The sequence below is a fragment of the Streptomyces sp. RKAG337 genome (genome assembly GCF_023701715.1).
Lineage (GTDB): Bacteria > Actinomycetota > Actinomycetes > Streptomycetales > Streptomycetaceae > Actinacidiphila.
In genome coordinates this window covers 2,112,801-2,129,461 of record NZ_JAJOZA010000001.1, presented here as the reverse complement: position 1 = coordinate 2,129,461, position 16,661 = coordinate 2,112,801, and the positions used below count along the sequence as shown (strand labels likewise).

The 16,661-nt window shown below is 71.5% G+C and carries 10 protein-coding genes and 1 pseudogene; 5 read left to right on the top strand and 6 right to left on the bottom strand.

The features are described from left to right. Nucleotides 1-44: 44 nt before the first annotated feature. From LNW73_RS09310 to LNW73_RS09285, 6 genes and pseudogenes are all read right to left on the bottom strand, one after another. Complete coding sequence (locus LNW73_RS09310; protein ID WP_250977809.1) at nucleotides 45-740, bottom strand: helix-turn-helix domain-containing protein; 696 nt, start codon at nucleotides 738-740, stop codon at nucleotides 45-47. A gap of 103 nt (nucleotides 741-843) precedes the next feature. After that, the gene (glgB, locus tag LNW73_RS09305) at nucleotides 844-3,288 is read right to left on the bottom strand and encodes a 1,4-alpha-glucan branching enzyme (protein ID WP_441349476.1); all 2,445 of its coding nucleotides are present in this window, start codon (nucleotides 3,286-3,288) and stop codon (nucleotides 844-846) included. 235 nt (nucleotides 3,289-3,523) lie between these two features. Next, nucleotides 3,524-4,954, bottom strand: a pseudogene (locus LNW73_RS09300) (maltokinase N-terminal cap-like domain-containing protein); the annotation flags it as partial. A 266-nt stretch (nucleotides 4,955-5,220) separates the two neighbouring features. Beyond that, nucleotides 5,221-6,921 carry a maltose alpha-D-glucosyltransferase gene (gene treS, locus LNW73_RS09295; RefSeq protein WP_250977812.1) on the bottom strand — a complete coding sequence of 567 codons (1,701 nt, stop codon included), beginning with the start codon at nucleotides 6,919-6,921 and terminating at the stop codon, nucleotides 5,221-5,223. Continuing rightward, nucleotides 6,918-8,903 (bottom strand): alpha-1,4-glucan--maltose-1-phosphate maltosyltransferase, encoded by a 1,986-nt coding sequence (locus tag LNW73_RS09290; RefSeq protein ID WP_250989607.1) that lies wholly within the window; start codon nucleotides 8,901-8,903, stop codon nucleotides 6,918-6,920. The genes treS and LNW73_RS09290 overlap by 4 nt, the downstream gene beginning before the upstream one ends. A 367-nt stretch (nucleotides 8,904-9,270) precedes the next feature. Next, nucleotides 9,271-10,188 (bottom strand): NmrA family NAD(P)-binding protein, encoded by a 918-nt coding sequence (locus LNW73_RS09285; protein ID WP_250989606.1) that lies wholly within the window; start codon nucleotides 10,186-10,188, stop codon nucleotides 9,271-9,273. A 111-nt stretch (nucleotides 10,189-10,299) separates the two neighbouring features. Between LNW73_RS09285 and LNW73_RS09280 the strand changes: the two genes are divergently transcribed. From LNW73_RS09280 to LNW73_RS09260, 5 genes are all read left to right on the top strand, one after another. Then, nucleotides 10,300-11,265, top strand: a complete 966-nt coding sequence (locus LNW73_RS09280) for an AraC family transcriptional regulator (protein ID WP_250977815.1) — start codon at nucleotides 10,300-10,302, stop codon at nucleotides 11,263-11,265. A gap of 61 nt (nucleotides 11,266-11,326) precedes the next feature. Beyond that, nucleotides 11,327-12,784, top strand: a complete 1,458-nt coding sequence (locus LNW73_RS09275; RefSeq protein WP_250989605.1) for a 4-hydroxyphenylacetate 3-hydroxylase family protein — start codon at nucleotides 11,327-11,329, stop codon at nucleotides 12,782-12,784. Nucleotides 12,785-12,788: 4 nt separating this feature from the next. Next, nucleotides 12,789-14,234: an MFS transporter gene (locus LNW73_RS09270; RefSeq protein ID WP_250989604.1), complete on the top strand. Its 1,446-nt coding sequence runs from the start codon at nucleotides 12,789-12,791 to the stop codon at nucleotides 14,232-14,234. Nucleotides 14,235-14,257: 23 nt separating this feature from the next. Next, nucleotides 14,258-15,352, top strand: coding sequence for a monodechloroaminopyrrolnitrin synthase PrnB family protein (locus tag LNW73_RS09265; RefSeq protein ID WP_250977818.1), 1,095 nt, complete (start codon nucleotides 14,258-14,260; stop codon nucleotides 15,350-15,352). After that, the gene (locus tag LNW73_RS09260; protein ID WP_250989603.1) at nucleotides 15,349-16,641 is read left to right on the top strand and encodes a flavin-dependent oxidoreductase; all 1,293 of its coding nucleotides are present in this window, start codon (nucleotides 15,349-15,351) and stop codon (nucleotides 16,639-16,641) included. Before LNW73_RS09265 ends, LNW73_RS09260 begins: the two co-directional genes overlap by 4 nt. Nucleotides 16,642-16,661: the final 20 nt, after the last annotated feature.

The window sequence follows — 16,661 nt, the reverse complement described above, 5'->3', positions numbered from 1 at the left end:
CGCGCGGGGGCGGAGAGGTTCGTCCGGCTCGCGCGGCGGGGCGGCTAGGGGTTCTGCAGACCGGCCCAGAAGCGCTCGGTGACGGTGTCCAGGAAGGCCCGGCCGCCCGCGCCGCCCGACGCGGGCACGTCGTTGCCCCAGTTGAGGGTCGCGACCATCACGGACTGGTACTCCGAGTGCATGCCGCGCAGCACCGGTTCTATCCGGTGCCGGGGCAGCGGCACCAGGGCCGTGACGGGTTTGACGTACGCCTGCCAGCGGGTCGCCACGGCTTCCCGCAGCAGCGCGTCCAGCCGCTTGTCGCCGCCGGTGACCGTCAGGAGTTCCGGCAGCGACAGGCCGAGCACGTCGGCCAGCGCGGCGGTCTGCCGCTCGTTGCCGGTCCAGCGGCCCTGGACCTCCATGCGCTCGTAGTCGGAGATCGGCATGCCGACCGCCCGCGCCAGGTCGGAAGGGGCGATACCGCGGGCCCAGCGGTGTTCCAGCAGGGTCGTCGGCGTGCTCATGAGATCGGACGGGTCGCACCACAGGGCGCCGGCCAGAGCGGGCAGCTCGGAGGCGCGCGGCACGAGCTCACCGCGCTCCCAGGCGGCGATGGTCTCGGGCCTGACGGGGGTGCCGTAGGAGGTCCACATGGCATGGGCGATGTGGGAGTGGTTCATCCCGAGCTGGGCACGCAGCCGTCTGATCGCCGATGCGTCGAACGGCAGCCGGGGCGGATCAGAAGAGGGTCGGTGCACGGGGTCAGCGTAGGGGCGCCGGTGCCGGGTCCCCATGGTGCGGACCACCGAACCGGGGCGCGTGAATACGCCACCGGTTCGGAGGAACGTACGAGTGCGGAGGTCAGGCCGGTCGCAGCCAGACCGTGGCCAGCGGCGGGAGGGTGAGCAGGAGGCTCTGCTCCTGCCCGTGCCAGGACGTCGGTTCGGCCTTGAGCGGGTGCCCGGTGCTGCCGGTGGCGGTGCCGCTGCCGCCGTAGCGCGCGTCGTCGGTGTTGAGCACCTCCTGCCAGGCCCGGTCCGGAACGCCGACCCGGTAGTTCTCGCGGACCACCGGGGAGAAGTTGCTGACGCACACCAGCGGTTCGCCCTCCGCGTCGTAGCGGAGGAACGAGAAGGTGTTGTCCTCGGCCGCGCCGCCGTCGATCCAGGCGAAGCCGCCCGGGTCGGTGTCGCGCTGCCACAGGGCCGGTGTCGCGTTGTAGGTGCGGTTCAGCTCCCGGACCAGATCGCGGATCCCGCGGTGGTCGGCGGCCGCCGCGTACGTCTCGTCCAGCAGCCACCAGTCGGGCCCGTGGTCGTGCGACCACTCAGCGCCCTGCGCGAACTCCTGCCCCATGAAGAGCAGCTGCTTGCCCGGATGCGCCCACATGAAGCCGAGGTACGCGCGGTGGGTGGCGCGCTGCTGCCACCAGTCGCCCGGCATCTTCGAGACCAGCGAGCGCTTGCCGTGCACGACCTCGTCGTGGGAGATCGGCAGCACGTAGTTCTCGGAGTAGGCGTAGACCATCGAGAACGTCATCTCGTGGTGGTGGTACTTGCGGTGCACGGGCTCCTTCGACACGTACTCCAGCGAGTCGTGCATCCAGCCCATGTTCCACTTCAGCCCGAAGCCGAGCCCGCCGGAGTCGGTGGAGCGGGTGACGCCGTCCCAGGCGGTGGACTCCTCGGCGATCGTCACGACCCCGGGGCAGCGCCGGTAGACGGTCGCGTTCATCTCCTGCAGGAACGCCACCGCGTCCAGGTTCTCCCGGCCGCCGTGCTGGTTGGGCGTCCATTCGCCGTGCTCACGCGAGTAGTCCAGGTAGAGCATCGAGGCCACCGCGTCGACCCGCAGGCCGTCGATGTGGAACTCCTCGCACCAGTAGACGGCGTTGGCCACCATGAAGTTCCGGACCTCGGTACGGCCGAGGTCGAACTCCAGGGTGCCCCAGTCCGGGTGCTCGGCGCGGTTCGGGTCGCCGTGCTCGTAGAGCGGGACACCGTCGAAGTTCGCCAGCGCCCAGTCGTCCTTCGGGAAGTGCGCGGGCACCCAGTCCATGATCACGCCGAGGCCCGCCCGGTGCAGCGCGTCGACGAGGAACTTGAAGTCGTCGGGGGAGCCCAGCCGCGAGGTCGGCGCGTAGTACGACGTCACCTGGTAGCCCCAGGAGCCGCCGAACGGGTGCTCGGCAACCGGCATCAGCTCGACATGGGTGAACCCCAGGTCGGCGACGTACGTGGGCAGCTGCTCCGCCAGCTCGCGGTAGGTCAGGCCCGGCCGCCAGGACGTCAGATGCACCTCGTAGACCGAGAACGGCGCCTGGTGGACGGGGACCGCGGCCCGCCGGGCCATCCACTCGCCGTCGTTCCAGGTGTGGTGCGAGGACGTGACGATCGACGCCGTCGCGGGCGGCAGTTCGGTGCTGCGGGCCATCGGGTCGGCCTTCAGCGTGCGGCCGCCGTCCGGGCGGGCGATGTCGAACTTGTACGCCGTCCCGTCGCCGACACCCGGCACGAACAGCTCCCACACACCGGTGGAGCCGAGCGAGCGCATCGGGAAGCCGGTGCCGTCCCAGAAGTTGAAGCCGCCCGCGACCCGCACCCCGCGGGCGTTGGGCGCCCAGACGGCGAACCGGGTGCCGGTGACGCCCTGATGGGTCATCGGCCGGGCGCCGAGCGCCTCCCAGAGCTGCTCGTGGCGGCCCTCACCGATCAGGTGCAGGTCCAGCTCGCCGAGCGAGGGCAGGAACCGGTACGGGTCCTGCACGGGGTGCTCGCCGTCCGCGTACCGCACCAGCAGTTCGTACTCCGGGATCTCCCGCAGCGGCAGCACCCCGGCGAACAGCCCGTCGCCCTCGTCCAGCAGCTCCGCGCGCAGCCCCTTCGCGGTGACCGCCACTCCCAGCGCGTACGGCCGCAGCACCCGGAACAGCACGCCGCCGGTCACCGGATGGGCACCGAGCAGCCCGTGCGGATCGTGGTGCGCCCCCTCCAGCAGCCTGCCGCGGTCCGCGTCGTCCAGCGGATCGGCGGGCCGGACGCCGCGGACCGCGACCCGCGCCGGGGCGGCGTCCCGGGCCGGGGCGACGGGCGGCGGGACCGGTGTGGCGGGCACGACAGGGGCTGCGGGAGCCACGGGAGAGGGCGCGGCGGCCGGGGGGCCGGGCCGGGGGGTGGTGACGGCGCCGGGGTCACGGGTCTCGCCCCGGGACGGCGGAACGGCGTCCGTCGTCGGCCGGGGGGCGCTCCCCGAGGCGGGCGGTCGGGTCACCCCGGACTCGTATCCCCGTGCGGCGGCCTCCGACACCGCCGGAGCCGGAGTCGGAGCAGGAGCGGGCGCCGGAGTGGGCGCCGGAGGCACCGCGGGTGTGGGCGCGGGCGCCGGCGCGGCGGGCGTCACGGGAGCCGGCGGCCGGCCGAGCGGCTCGCCCGGTGCCTTGTCCGCCTGGGGTACGGCGGTGGTGGGCACGGCGGCGGGCGCGCCCGGCGTGAGGGGAGACGGCTGGCGCTCGGTCACGGTGTGATCCTCCTCGGAGGGGGTTGGAGGCGAGGCGGTCGATGGCTGACATCGGGATGGGGAGCCAGGCGGGGCGGTGCCGGGCCTCGTACAGGACTTCGTAGACGGCCTTGTCGGTCTCGTAGGCGCGTATCAGTACGGGCTGGTCGCGCGGGTCGGTGCCCGACGTCGCGGCGTAGCCCGCGCAGAACGCGTCCCGGTGCCGTTCCGCCCACGCGCCGGCCGTCGGCGCGGCCGGGTCGCGGTGCCGGGCGGCGTAGTCGAAGGAGCGCAGCATGCCCGCGACGTCCTGGACCGGTGGCGCGGGCAGCCGGCGCTCCGACAGCGGGCGCGAGGGCTCGCCCTCGAAGTCGATCAGCAGCCAGTCGTGATCCGCGGTGCGCAGCGCTTGGCCGAGGTGCAGATCGCCGTGGATGCGCTGGGCGGCCACCCGCGCCCCGGTGCCGCCGAGTTCCGACAGGTCGTGGAAGGCCGCCCGCAGCCGGGTGCGGTACGGGCGCAGCTCCGGGACCTCGGCCGCGGCGGTGTCCAGCCGCTGCGCCATGGTGGCGGCGATCAGCTGGATCCTGCGGCGGTCCAGCGAACCGGTGGGCAGCGCGCGGGCCAGCGCGGCATGGACCTCGGCGGTGGCGGCGCCCAGGGCGCGGGCGTCGGCGGTGAACTCCGTACCGTCGTCCATGGCCCGCAGGGCCAGCTCCCAGCCGTCGGCCGAACCGGGCAGATAGCGCTGCAGCACGCCGAGCGTCGCCGGTTCCGCGCCGATGCCGTCCGGGGTGCCGGCCGGCTCCGGCAGTTCCAGCGCCTCGAACCACGCGGCCGGTGCCGCGACCCGCCGGGAGCCGTCACGGGCCAGGGCGAGGGAGAGTTCGAGGTCCGGGTTGGCGCCGGGGGAGACCCGGCGGAACACCTTGAGGATGTACTCGTCGCCGTAGATGACCGAGGTGTTCGACTGCTCGGCGGTCGACAGCCGCGGCGCCAGCCCGGCCGGGACGGTGGCCGAGGGCTCGGTCAGGAAGCGCAGCCGTCCGGTGCGGCCGGGGGCGCGGAGACGTTCCAGCAGCACCGCGGTGAGCCGCGGGTCGTACAGCCCCTCGTAGATCGTCAGACCGTCGAGCGGCCCGCCGGTGGCCTGGCCGACGGCGGCGGGCGCGAGTGCGGGCGGCAGCAGGGTGCGGGTGCCGAGCAGCAGTTGATAGCAGTCGGCGCGGCGGCCGGTCTGCTCGACGTCGAGCAGCAGATGGAGCAGGCCCGGGGTGCCGAGCCGGCCGCCCATGGGCAGCAGTTCGGTCGCCGACACCAGGTCGAAGCCGGTGATCGGCCGGCCCTTGCCGGCGAACCAGCGCTGCTGCGGTAGCCATTCCAGCAGCAGTGGGCTGAGCGAGTGCAGCAGCCCGGGGGCTGTGGCCGGTGAACGGCCGGTGGTAGGAGAGGTGCGGGTCCAGGAGCTGTCCGACATGACGTCCTTTCCCCGGGGAATCGCGCACCCTGCCCGGAAGCGTGCGGCGGGGAGTGCGCGTAAGCCTCCCGGATGACGGGCGGTGGCTGTCCGGCGACACGGGGAGCCTGCCCCGGCCGGGTGACAGGAAACCGCCGTACGGGCCCGCCCGGAGGGTGTTCCGGGCGGGCCCGCGGGCCCGCCCGGCCGGGGGCCTGGGGGCCTGAGGGCTTGGGGCACCCCCCAGCGGTAGCCGTGGGGGCACCTCCCAGCGTCAGCTGGGGGAGTTACACCGGGTCGCGGCGCAGCCGGAACCAGTAGAAGCCGTGACCGGCGAGGGTCAGCAGATAGGGCAGTTCGCCGATGGCGGGGAACCGCACTCCGCCGATGAGCTCGACCGGGTGCCGGCCGCTGAACGTCCGCAGATCCAGCTCGGTGGGCTGGGGGAAGCGGGAGAAGTTGTGCACACAGAGGACGAGGTCGTCGCCGTATTCCCGCAGGAACGCCAGCACAGCGGGGTTGCTGGAGGGCAGTTCCGTGTAGGAGCCGAGGCCGAAGGCCGGGTTCTGCTTACGGATCTCGATCATGCGCCGGGTCCAGTGCAGCAACGAGGACGGGCTGCTCATCGCCGCTTCGACGTTGGTGACCTGGTAGCCGTAGACCGGATCCATGATGGTCGGCAGATACAGTCGGCCGGGGTCGCACGAGGAGAAGCCCGCGTTGCGGTCGGGCGTCCACTGCATGGGGGTGCGGACCGCGTCCCGGTCGCCGAGCCAGATGTTGTCGCCCATGCCGATCTCGTCGCCGTAGTACAGGATCGGCGAGCCGGGCAGCGACAGCAGCAGTGCCGTGAACAGTTCGATCTGGTTGCGGTCGTTGTCCAGCAGCGGTGCGAGCCGGCGGCGGATGCCGATGTTGGCCCGCATCCGCGGGTCCTTGGCGTACTCCGCGTACATGTAGTCGCGCTCTTCGTCGGTGACCATTTCGAGGGTCAGCTCGTCATGGTTGCGCAGGAAGATGCCCCACTGGCAGGTCTGCGGGATGGCCGGGGTCTTGGCCAGGATTTCCGAGACGGGGTAGCGCGACTCGCGGCGCACCGCCATGAAGATGCGCGGCATCACCGGGAAGTGGAACGCCATGTGGCACTCGTCGCCGCCCTTCTGGAAGTCGCCGAAGTAGTCGACGACGTCCTCGGGCCACTGGTTGGCCTCGGCGAGCAGCACGGTGTCCGGGTAGTGCAGTTCGATGTCGGCGCGGACCCGCTTCAGGAACTGGTGGGTCTGCGGCAGGTTCTCGCAGTTGGTGCCCTCCTGCTGGTAGAGGTAGGGCACCGCGTCGAGCCGGAAGCCGTCGATCCCCAGATCGAGCCAGAACCGCAGCGCGGCCAGGATCTCCTCCTGGACCTGCGGGTTCTCATAGTTGAGATCCGGCTGGTGGGAGAAGAACCGGTGCCAGTAGTACTGCTTGCGCACCGGGTCGAAGGTCCAGTTCGACGTCTCGGTGTCGACGAAGATGATCCGCGCGTCCTGGAACTCCTTGTCGTCGTCCGCCCAGGTGTAGTAGTCGCCGTACGGGCCGTCCGGGTCGGAACGGGACTGCTGGAACCAGTCGTGCTGGTCACTCGTGTGGTTCATGACGAAGTCGATGATCACGCGCATGCCGCGCTGGTGCGCCGCGTCCACGAACTCCACGAAGTCGGCGAGGTCGCCGAATTCCGGGAGCACCGCGGTGTAGTCGGAGACGTCGTAGCCCCCGTCGCGCAGCGGAGAGGCGAAGAAGGGCGGCAGCCACAGGCAGTCCACCCCGAGCCATTGCAGGTAGTCGAGCTTGGCGGTGATGCCCTTCAGGTCACCGACACCATCGCCGTTGCTGTCCTGGAAGGACCGCACGAGGACTTCGTAGAACACCGCCCGTTTGAACCAGTCGGGATCTCGGTCCTTTGCCGGTGTGTCCTCGAAGGTGTCGGGAACGGGTTCGTTGACGATCAACTGAGTGACCCTCCGATCGAAGGAGACGGTCGCAGATGAACGATGTGCGCGGGCGTACGGCCCGGTTCGAGGCGCACATAGTTTTCCCTGCCCCAGTGGTAGGTCTCGCCGGTGAGCTCGTCGCGCACCGGGACGGACTCGTGCCAGGTCAGGCCGAGTTCCGGCATGTTCAACGAGACGGTGGCCTCCTGGGTGTGGTGGGCGTCGAGGTTGACGACCACCAGTACGACGTCCTCGCCGCTGCGCTTGGAGTACGCGAGCACCGCGTCGTTGTCCGTGGGGTGGAAAGCCAGTTCACGCAGCTGCTGCAGGGCCGGATGGCGGCGCCGCAGCCGGTTGAGCCGGGTGATGAACGGGGCCAGCGAGCGTCCTTCCGCCTCGGCCGCGGCCCAGTCGCGGGGACGCAGCTCGTACTTCTCGGAGTGCAGGTATTCCTCGCCGCCGTGTCGTACGGCGTCGCCCTCGTACAGCTCGAAGCCCGCGTAGACCCCCCAGGTGGGTGACATCGTCGCGGCCAGCACGGCGCGCACCTCGAACGCGGGGCGGCCACCGTGCTGAAGGTACGCGTGCAGGATGTCCGGCGTGTTGACAAAGAAATTCGGCCGCATGTAACTCGCCGCGTCCCCGGACAGCTCCGTCAGGTAGTCGGTCAGCTCCTCCTTGGCGGTGCGCCAGGTGAAGTACGTGTACGACTGCTGGAAGCCGATCTTCGCCAGGGTGTGCATCATCGCCGGCCGGGTGAACGCCTCGGCCAGGAAGAGCACGTCGGGGTCGGTGCGGTTGATGTCGGCGATGACCTTCTCCCAGAAGACCACCGGCTTGGTGTGCGGGTTGTCGACCCGGAAGATCCGTACGCCGTGCTCCATCCAGTACCGCAGGACGCGCAGCGTCTCGCGCACGATGCCGGGCATGTCGGCGTCGAAGGCGATGGGGTAGATGTCCTGGTACTTCTTCGGCGGGTTCTCGGCGTAGGCGATGCTGCCGTCCGGCCGGTGGGCGAACCACTCCGGGTGCTTGTCGACCCAGGGGTGGTCGGGGGAGCACTGCAGGGCGAAGTCGAGGGCGATCTCCAGCCGCAGCTCGCGGGCCTGCGCCACGAAGAAGTCGAAGTCCTCGATGGTGCCCAGATCGGGGTGGATCGCGTCGTGCCCGCCCTCCGGCGAGCCGATCGCCCAGGGGCAGCCGACATCGTCCGGGCCCGCGACGAGGCTGTTGTCCGGGCCCTTGCGGAAGGCGGTGCCGATCGGGTGGATCGGCGGCAGGTACAGGACGTCGAAGCCCATCGCGGCGACGGCCGGCAGCCGTTCCGCGGCGGTGCGGAAGGTGCCGGACCGCGGCGGCCGGCCCGCCTCGACGACCGCGCCCTCGGAGCGCGGGAACAGCTCGTACCAGGACCCGAACAGCGCCCGCCGGCGCTCGACCTGCAGCGGCATCGGACGGGAGGCGGTGACCAGCTCCCGCAGCGGGAAGCGGTCGAGGACGGCGGTGACCGCGGGGGCCACGGCCGCGGTGTGCCGCTCCGCCGCGGTCCTGTTCTCGTCGAGCAGCACGTCGACGGCGGCCAGCACGGCGGCCCGGCCGTCGTTCTTGGGCACCCCGGCGGCGGCCAGCTCGTGCAGCCGGGCGCCCTCGGCGAGGACCAGGGCGGTGTCGATCCCGGCCGGGATCTTGATGCCGGCGACATGCCGCCAGGTGGTGACCGGATCGCTCCAGGCCTCCACCGTGTACGTCCAGCGGCCTTCCGCCGGCGGGGTGACGTCCGCGCCCCACCGGTCGGTGCCGGGGGCCAGCTCCCGCATGGGGGTCCAGGGTCCCGAGCGGCCGTTGGGGTCGCGCAGTACGACATTGGCGGCGACCGCGTCATGGCCTTCACGGAAGACCGTGGCGGTGACCTGGAAGGTCTCGCCGGCGACCGCTTTGGCGGGCCGGCGGCCGCAGTCCACGAGCGGGCGGACGTCGAGGACGGGGATGCGACCGATCATTGCCTCACCTGGGAGCGCTGGGGAGTGGACAGGAGGGGGATGCTCCGGAGGCTGCTTGCGCCGGCGGGCGGCGGCGCGGCGGGCGGCTTCCTTGCGTGCTCCCGCTCTTTGTATCTGCTCCTGTGGACGTGTTCTCGCGTGCATGGCCGCTCCTGTCCGCGTTCACTCGGTTGGAGGGTCGGGCGAATGGCGGAGTCATGAGGGGGATGGAGTGACTCCGCATTGCCGGGAGCCTTCCCATTGGATGGCAGTCAAAAGCTCCCGGGAAGGGGTACCGGTGCGTACTTTGCGGGGAGTTGGAGAAGCCGTCCGGCCCCGCAGGACGGGAGGGGCCGGACGGCTGGTCGGTGAATATGCCGGAGGACGGTCAGAGCGGGCGGCTGGACCAGGTCTGCCAGGGCTGCGACGCCACCCAGTCGGCGATGGAGGTGAGCTTGATCCCCAGCGCCTGCTCGGCCTCCCGGGGGTCGCCGTCCATCAGCCGCTCGTCCGCACCCTCCGCCATGTAGTGGTAGATCCCGGCCACGCCGGCGGCCGCGTTCGGGCCGATGGCCTTGGCCAGCGCGGCCTCGAAGGCGGCGGGCGGCAGGGCCTGGTACGCGACGGGCCGGCCGAGGCCCTCGGCGAACGCGGCGGCGAGTTCGTTCCCGTCGACGGCCTGTCCGCCGCCGATGTCCAGGACCCGGCCGTCGAGGCCGTCGTTGAAGAGCGCGGCGGCCACCGCGACCGCCAGGTCGTCGTGCGAGATCCACGCGACCCGCCGGTCGGCCGGCAGCGGGTACGCGAGCACGCCCTCGTCGACCAGGGCCGGCCCGTTCCAGGGACTGAACAGGTTGTCCAGGTACACCGGGGGCCGCAGCACGATCAGCGGCACACCGCAGTCGGCGAGCACCGCCTCGGCGATCCGGCGGGTCTCGAACGCGGCCACTCCGGCGGTGTCCGACGGCACGCGGGTGTTCGCGTTGTACACGATCCGGGTCACCCCGGATTCGAGCGCGGCCTCCGCGATGTGGATCGCATACGTCTCAATACGTAGTGGGTCGTACTCCAACGGCATGGTCACTACTGCGTGTGTGGCGCCCTTGAACGCCCACATCACGTCGTCCCGGCTACCGAGGTCACCGGCCACGAACGAGACCCCCGCGATGTCCGGGCGCGCTACGGCCGGCCGCCGTGTCAGGCTGCGGACCCGGTGCCCGCGTCCGGCGAGCAGCCGGGCCACGGCGCCCCCCTGGAAGCCGGTCGCTCCCACGACCAAGCAACGCTGGTGAATCTCCTCCGACATCGGTGTGTCGCCCTTCGCTAGAATGAATCAGCGATTCCGCCTCACCTCAGGCTGGTCGGGGCGCACAGGGGCGGCAATAAGCAAACCGGGACGGGGATTAAGGGTTCGTCCATGGAATCTGGCGGGAACGACCTCCTCAGCGAACTGCTCAGGCCACTGCGCCTGACCGGCGTGTTCGACAGCCTCTGGACGGTGCGGGCGCCCTGGGCGATCGAAGGGGACTCCGAGCAGAGCTGCGCGATCCTGCACTACATGGTCGAGGGCGACTGCTGGATCAGCACGGGCGACTGCCCGCCGATCCAGCTCCACCAGGGTGACTTGGCGGTCTTCCCCACCGGGACCGCGCACCGCCTCTCCGATCTGCCCGGCCGGCAGGGCGTCCCGCTCAGGGCGGTGCTCCCGGAGCGCGAACCCGGCACGTCAGGGGTGCTCGTCGTGGAGGGCACCGGGGAGCGGAGCCGCATCCTGTGCGCCGGACTGCACTACGACGCGACGGCCGCGACCTCGCTGTACCGGGCGCTGCCGTGGTCGCTGGTGCTGGACCGCACGCAGGTCGACAAGGAACCGCTGCTGCGCGACACCCTGGCCTCGCTCGCCGCCGCCGAGCGGCGCGGCGAGCCGGGATCGCAACTGGTCACCCTGCGGGCGTTCGAGATGGCCTTCGTGCTGGCGCTGCGCCCGCTGCTGCGCGAGCTCTCCGACAACCCGGCCGTGCTGCCCGCGCTGCGCCACCCGGGCATCAGCAGGGCGCTCATCATCGTCTCCACCCGCTTCTCCGAACCGTGGACGATCGAGGCGCTGGCCCGTGAGGTCGGCATGTCGCGGTCCGCCTTCACCGCCACCTTCCGCGAGCTGGTGGGCGAGGCGCCGGCCCGGCATCTGACCGGGCGTCGGATGCAGGAGGCCGCCCGGCTGCTGACCGAGACGGCGGTTCCGCAGGCGGCCGTGCCGCCCCGCGTCGGCTATCAGAGCGCGGTCGGGTTCCATCTGGCGTTCCGCAAGTGGTTCGGGACAACGCCCGGTGAATACCGCGGCAACTGGCCGGTTCATAAACGGGACCGGCAGGACGTTCATTGATTAGCACACGTGTATGAGGCAGTCTCTTCAACGGCGCGTCGAAGATCGTTGAGGAGACACGGTGACCAGGTCCGGCCAGGAGTACAAGGATTCGCTGCGCGACGGACGCGAGATATGGATCGACGGGGAGCGGGTCAAGGACATCACCCGCCACCCGGCCTTCCGCAACACCGTCGACTCCATCGCGGGACTGTACGACCTCTCCCACGACTCCGCGCACTCCGCCGTACTCACCGAAGGCGGCGTCCACCGCGCCTTCCTGATACCCCGTTCGTACGAGGACCTGGTCGCCCGCCGCACGGCGCACAAGGTGTGGGCGGAGGCGAGTTTCGGCTATCTGGGCCGCACCCCCGACTACATGGCGGCCGGGATCGCGGGCTTCGCGGCGGCGCCCGGGCTGTTCACCACGGACACCTTCGACGGCGCCCCGAACGTCGCGGCCTACCACCGGCGGATGTCGGAGGGCGATCTGTACCCGACGTTCACCATCACCAATCCGCAGATCGACCGGACGAAGTCCGCGGCCGAGCAGGAGCGCGACGACCTCGTCGTCCGGGTGGTGGCGGAGCGCGACGGCGGCATCGTCGTCCGCGGCGCCAAGATGATCGGCACCGCGGCGGTCTTCGGCAACGAGGTCCTCGTCGGCACCATCGAGCCGCTGGCCCCGCAGGACGTCGAGCACGCGCTGTGCTTCTCGATACCGGTCGACACCCCGGGCCTGAAGTTCATCTCCCGCACCTCCTACGAGGCCCAGGCGCGCAGCGTCTTCGACAACCCGCTCTCCTCGCGCTTCGACGAGAACGACGCCCTGCTGGTCTGTGAGGACGTCTTCGTCCCGTGGGAGAACGTGCTCGCGTACCGCAATGTCGACGTCTGCTTCGGCCAGTGGTGGCAGACCCCCGCGTACGTGAACTTCGTCCACCAGGCCGCCACCCGCTTCTGGACCAAGCTGGAGTTCCTCACCGGCGTCGCGATCCTGCTCGCCAAGGCCAACAACACCTACCAGCTGCCGCCGGTGCAGACCCAGATCGGCCGGCTGATGGGCTGGGTGGCGCAGGCCAAGTCGATGGTGCTGGCGGCCGAGGCCGGATACCAGCAGGTCGACGGCGGACGCGGCGGCGTGATGCCCGACAAGGAGATCTCCTACGCCCACCGGATCATGGCCGGTGACCTCTACCCCAGGGCGATCAGCGAGATCAAGCTGCTGGCCGGCGGCGGCGTCATCCAGCTCCCCGCCTCGGCGCAGGACCTGCTGCACCCGGAGATCGGCCCCGTCATCGCGAAGTACATCCGCTCGCCGGGACACCCGGCGCAGGACCGCGTCAAGCTGCTCAAGCTCGCCTGGGACGCGCTCGGCACGGAGTTCGCCGGACGGCACGAGCAGTACGAGCGCTTCTACCACGGTGCCCCGCACGTCTATCTGCTGCAGCAGGCGTGGGAGGGCGACACCGGTGCCTGCGAGAGCCTGGCCAGGACCTGCCTCGACGGGTACGAACTGCAGCCGCTGCCCCGGGCCTGAGGCGATGGTGCACAGACGCGGCCTCGCGCTCGCCCTGCTGGCCTCGACCCAACTGCTGCTGATCCTCGACACCGCGATCATCAACGTGGCGCTGCCGTCCATCGGCGCGGACCTCGGCACCGACGCCGCCGGCCTGTCCTGGGTCGCCAACGCGTACCTGATCACCTTCGGCGGCTTCCTGCTGCTGGCCGGCCGGGTCGCCGACCTCGTCGGCCACCGCCGGCTCTTCACGGCCGGACTGGCGCTGCTGTCCGCCGCCTCCCTCGGCGGCGCCTTCGCCGGCGACAGCCGGCTGCTCGTCGCCGCCCGCGCCCTGCAGGGGGTCGGCGCGGCCTGCGCGGCCGCCGCGGCGTTCGCGCTGGTCCTGCTGCTCTTCGCCGAGGGGCCGGAACGGCACCGCGCGCTAGGGGTGTTCGCGGCGCTCGGGGGGCTGGGCGGCGCGCTGGGCACGGTGCTGGGCGGCGTCCTCACCTCCGGCCTCGGCTGGCGCTCCACGTTCGCCCTGAACGTTCTGGTGGGTGCGGCGCTCATCGCCCTGACGCCGGCCGCGCTGGCCCCCGTCCTGGCCCGTCGTGAGCGGACCGCGGCGGCTCCCGGCGCCCTCCGGGACTTCGACCTCGGCGGCGCCCTCACCGCCACCGGCGGCCTCAGCCTGATCGCGTACGCGCTGGTCGACGCGGGTAGCGCGGGGTGGACCGACAGCGGCACCCTCCTCGCCGGAGCGGTCGGACTGCTCCTGCTGACGGCGTTCGCCGTCATCGAGACCCGCGCCGCCCGTCCGCTGGTTCCGCCCGGTGTGCTCGGCCGGCCGGCGCTGCGGCTGGCCAACATCCTCAGCGCGCTGGCGCAGATGGCGCTGTTCCCGATGTTCTTCCTGGTGAGCCTGTATCTGCAGAACGTCCTGGACTACGCACCGGTCACCGGTGGACTCGGACTGCTGCCGCTGTCGATCGTCGTCGTGCTGACCGCGCCGCAGACCGGACGGCTGGTCTCCCGCTTCGGACTGCGCCCGGTGATGACCGCGGGCTTCGCGCTGGTGGCCGCCGCCATGGTGTGGCTCGCGCTGTCCCTGTCGCCGGACGGATCCTTCGCCACCACGGTCCTCGCCCCCAGCCTGCTGATCGGGGTCGGGCTGCCGCTGGTCATGGTGACCACCAATGTCGCCGCGACCGCGCAGGCGGGACCCGGCGAGACCGGACTGGTGTCCGGACTGATCAACACCAGCCAGCAGTTCGGCTCCGTCCTCGGCCTCGCGGTACTCGTCGCGGTGGCCGCGGCGCACACCCGGACCGCGGGACCCGGCGCGGCCGCCGAAGCCGCGGGCTTCCGCACCGCACTGCTCGCCGGCGCCGCCTTCGCCGCGGCCGCCACCCTCCTGACGCTGCTGCTGCGCAGCCCGTCGCGGGAGAAGGCCGACCCCCCCACGCCCAGCACACACACATCCCTGTGACCCTCGGAATGACGGTGCCCCACATGTCTGTGCTCCACGTGCTCCAAGGGCAAGAGCCCTATTACCGGATCGAGGAGATACGCGGTGTCGACCCGCTGGGAGCGGACGAGGCCTGCGAGAAGCTCCGCGTCATGAACGCGGACGGCGATGTGTCCGGCATGGTCACCGCGCTGCGCGAACTCCTCCCGGCCACCGACGTCCTGGACGACTTCTCCACCGTCGAGAACCTCGCGGCCATGCGGGACCTGGGCATCTTCCTCGGCTCCATCAAGCGGCACGGCACCGAGCCGCTCGACGCCGTACCGGAGGCGCTGCCGGTGCTGCGCGCGCTGGGCCGCCGGACCGGCATGGTGCCACGGGACACCGTCCACCACTACACGGCCTGGAACCCGGTCGGCGCCCGCCAGCGCATGTACACCGGGGACCCCATGGAGGCCTGCCTCCAGGACGCCGTCCGGATGGTCTTCCCCAGCCTGTGCGCCTCGCTGGACGCCTGCTCGGAACTGGCCACCCTCGAACCGCACGACAGCCGGTTCTCGTCCTGCCTCGACCGGCTCGCCGGACTCGTCCAGGCCATGGTCGACTCGATCGACTTCACCATCGCCAACGTCTCACCGGTGTTCTTCGCCCGGGTCCTGCGCCCCTACTTCGAGGAGATCACCCTCGACGGCCGCGAGTACCTCGGCCCGGCGGCGGCCCAGGTGCCGCTCTGGCTGGTCGATCTGACCCTCTGGCAGTCCGACCGCAGCACCGGGCGGTACGAGTCCTTCCTCACCGAGTCGGTGCCCTACAGCCTCCCGGCCTGGCGCACCTTCCACGCGCGGTACCGGGGCCGCCCTTCCGCGGTGGGCAAGCTCTCCTTCGCGATCAGCTGGGAGGAGGCGGACCGGCTGCCCCCCACCCTGCGGGCCAGCGCCGTCGCGCTGGCCCGGGTGCTGCGCATCCTGAAGACGTTCCGGGCCCGGCACATCCGGATCGCCCGTGAGGCGTACAGCGACGAGGTGCGGCTGTACGACTACGGGAGCGGCGGCGCACCGGTCGAACTGCTGCGCTCCGTACTCGACCTGACCCGCGAGAACGAGACGCTGGTCCGGCGCTCCACCGAAGGGGAACGATGAACCGCATCGTCATCGCGGGAGGCGGCATCGCCGGCCTCACCGCGGCACTCAGCCTGCACGCCGTCGGCCGCACCGACGTGATGGTCGTCGAGGCCGCCCCGGAGATCCAGCCGGTCGGCGCGGGACTCAACATCATGCCCAACGCGGTCCGTGAACTGGCGGCCCTGGGGCTGTACGAGGAACTGGCCGCCGTTTCGGTGCCCACCAGCGAGCTGCGCTACTACCACAGCAGCGGCAGCCTCGTCTGGCAGGAGCCGCGCGGCACCGGCGCCGGATACCGCTGGCCGCAGCTGTCGATCCACCGCGGTCAGCTGCAGAACGTGCTGTCCCGCGCGGTCCGGGAACGGCTCGGCCGAGCGGCGGTCGTCTCCGGCGCCCGGGTGGACGACTTCACCGAGCTGCCCGGCGCCCAGCTGCGCGTCGCCATCAGGGACCGGGCCAGCGGCGCCACCACCGACATCGGCGCGGAGATCCTGATCGGCGCGGACGGCATCCGCTCGGCGGTCCGCTCCGCCATGTACCCCGGCGAGGGCGAACCGCCGTGGAACGGCATGCTGGTCTGGCGCGGGGTGTCCTGGATGCCGGCCGACCGCGTCGGCACCTTCATGTTCATCGCGGGGAACAACCGGCAGAAGGCCGTCGTGTACCCCATGACGATTCCCGCCGCGCCCGGCGAGCGGATGCTCGTCAACTGGGCGCTGGCGATGCCGGCCGAGCAGGAGGCCGCCCCCGACCGCAGCGACTGGAACCGCCCGGTGCCCACCGCCAAGTTCCGCCACCACTACGAGGGCTGGATCTTCGACGGGGTCGACGTCGGCGAGGTCATCGACGCCGCCGAGGCCGCCTTCGAGTACCCGATGGTGGACCGCGAGCCGCTGGTGCGCTGGACCTTCGGCGGAGCGACGCTGATCGGCGACGCCGCCCACGCGATGTACCCGATCGGCTCGAACGGCGCCACCCAGTCGATCATCGACGGCCGCGCCCTGGCCCACGCGATGGCCGCCCACGAGGACCCCGCGCGGGCCCTGCTGGCGTACGAGGCCGAGCGCCGGCCGCCCATGACCGAACTGCAGCGCTCCAACCGCCGGCTGGGCCCGGAGGTGGTCATCAACATGGCCCACGAGCGGGCCCCCGACGGCTTCACGGACATCCACGACGTGATCCCGCGGTCCGAACTGGAGACGATCGCCAGGAGCTACGCCGTGGCCGGCGCGTTCGACCCGGCCACGGTGAACCAGGGCTCCCCGTACGACGTCGGAGCCGGCCGAGCCGTCCGGGCGGTGCGCTGAGCGGGCCACCGGCGGGACGG

Excerpts from the sequence above, each read along its gene's own strand:
- LNW73_RS09290 (WP_250989607.1), bottom strand. The coding sequence starts at position 8,903 with ATGATCGGTCGCATCCCCGTCCTCGACGTCCGCCCGCTCGTGGACTGC.
- LNW73_RS09285 (WP_250989606.1), bottom strand. The coding sequence starts at position 10,188 with ATGTCGGAGGAGATTCACCAGCGTTGCTTGGTCGTGGGAGCGACCGGC.
- LNW73_RS09280 (WP_250977815.1), top strand. The coding sequence starts at position 10,300 with ATGGAATCTGGCGGGAACGACCTCCTCAGCGAACTGCTCAGGCCACTG.
- LNW73_RS09270 (WP_250989604.1), top strand. The coding sequence starts at position 12,789 with ATGGTGCACAGACGCGGCCTCGCGCTCGCCCTGCTGGCCTCGACCCAA.
- LNW73_RS09265 (WP_250977818.1), top strand. The coding sequence starts at position 14,258 with ATGTCTGTGCTCCACGTGCTCCAAGGGCAAGAGCCCTATTACCGGATC.
- LNW73_RS09260 (WP_250989603.1), top strand. The coding sequence starts at position 15,349 with ATGAACCGCATCGTCATCGCGGGAGGCGGCATCGCCGGCCTCACCGCG.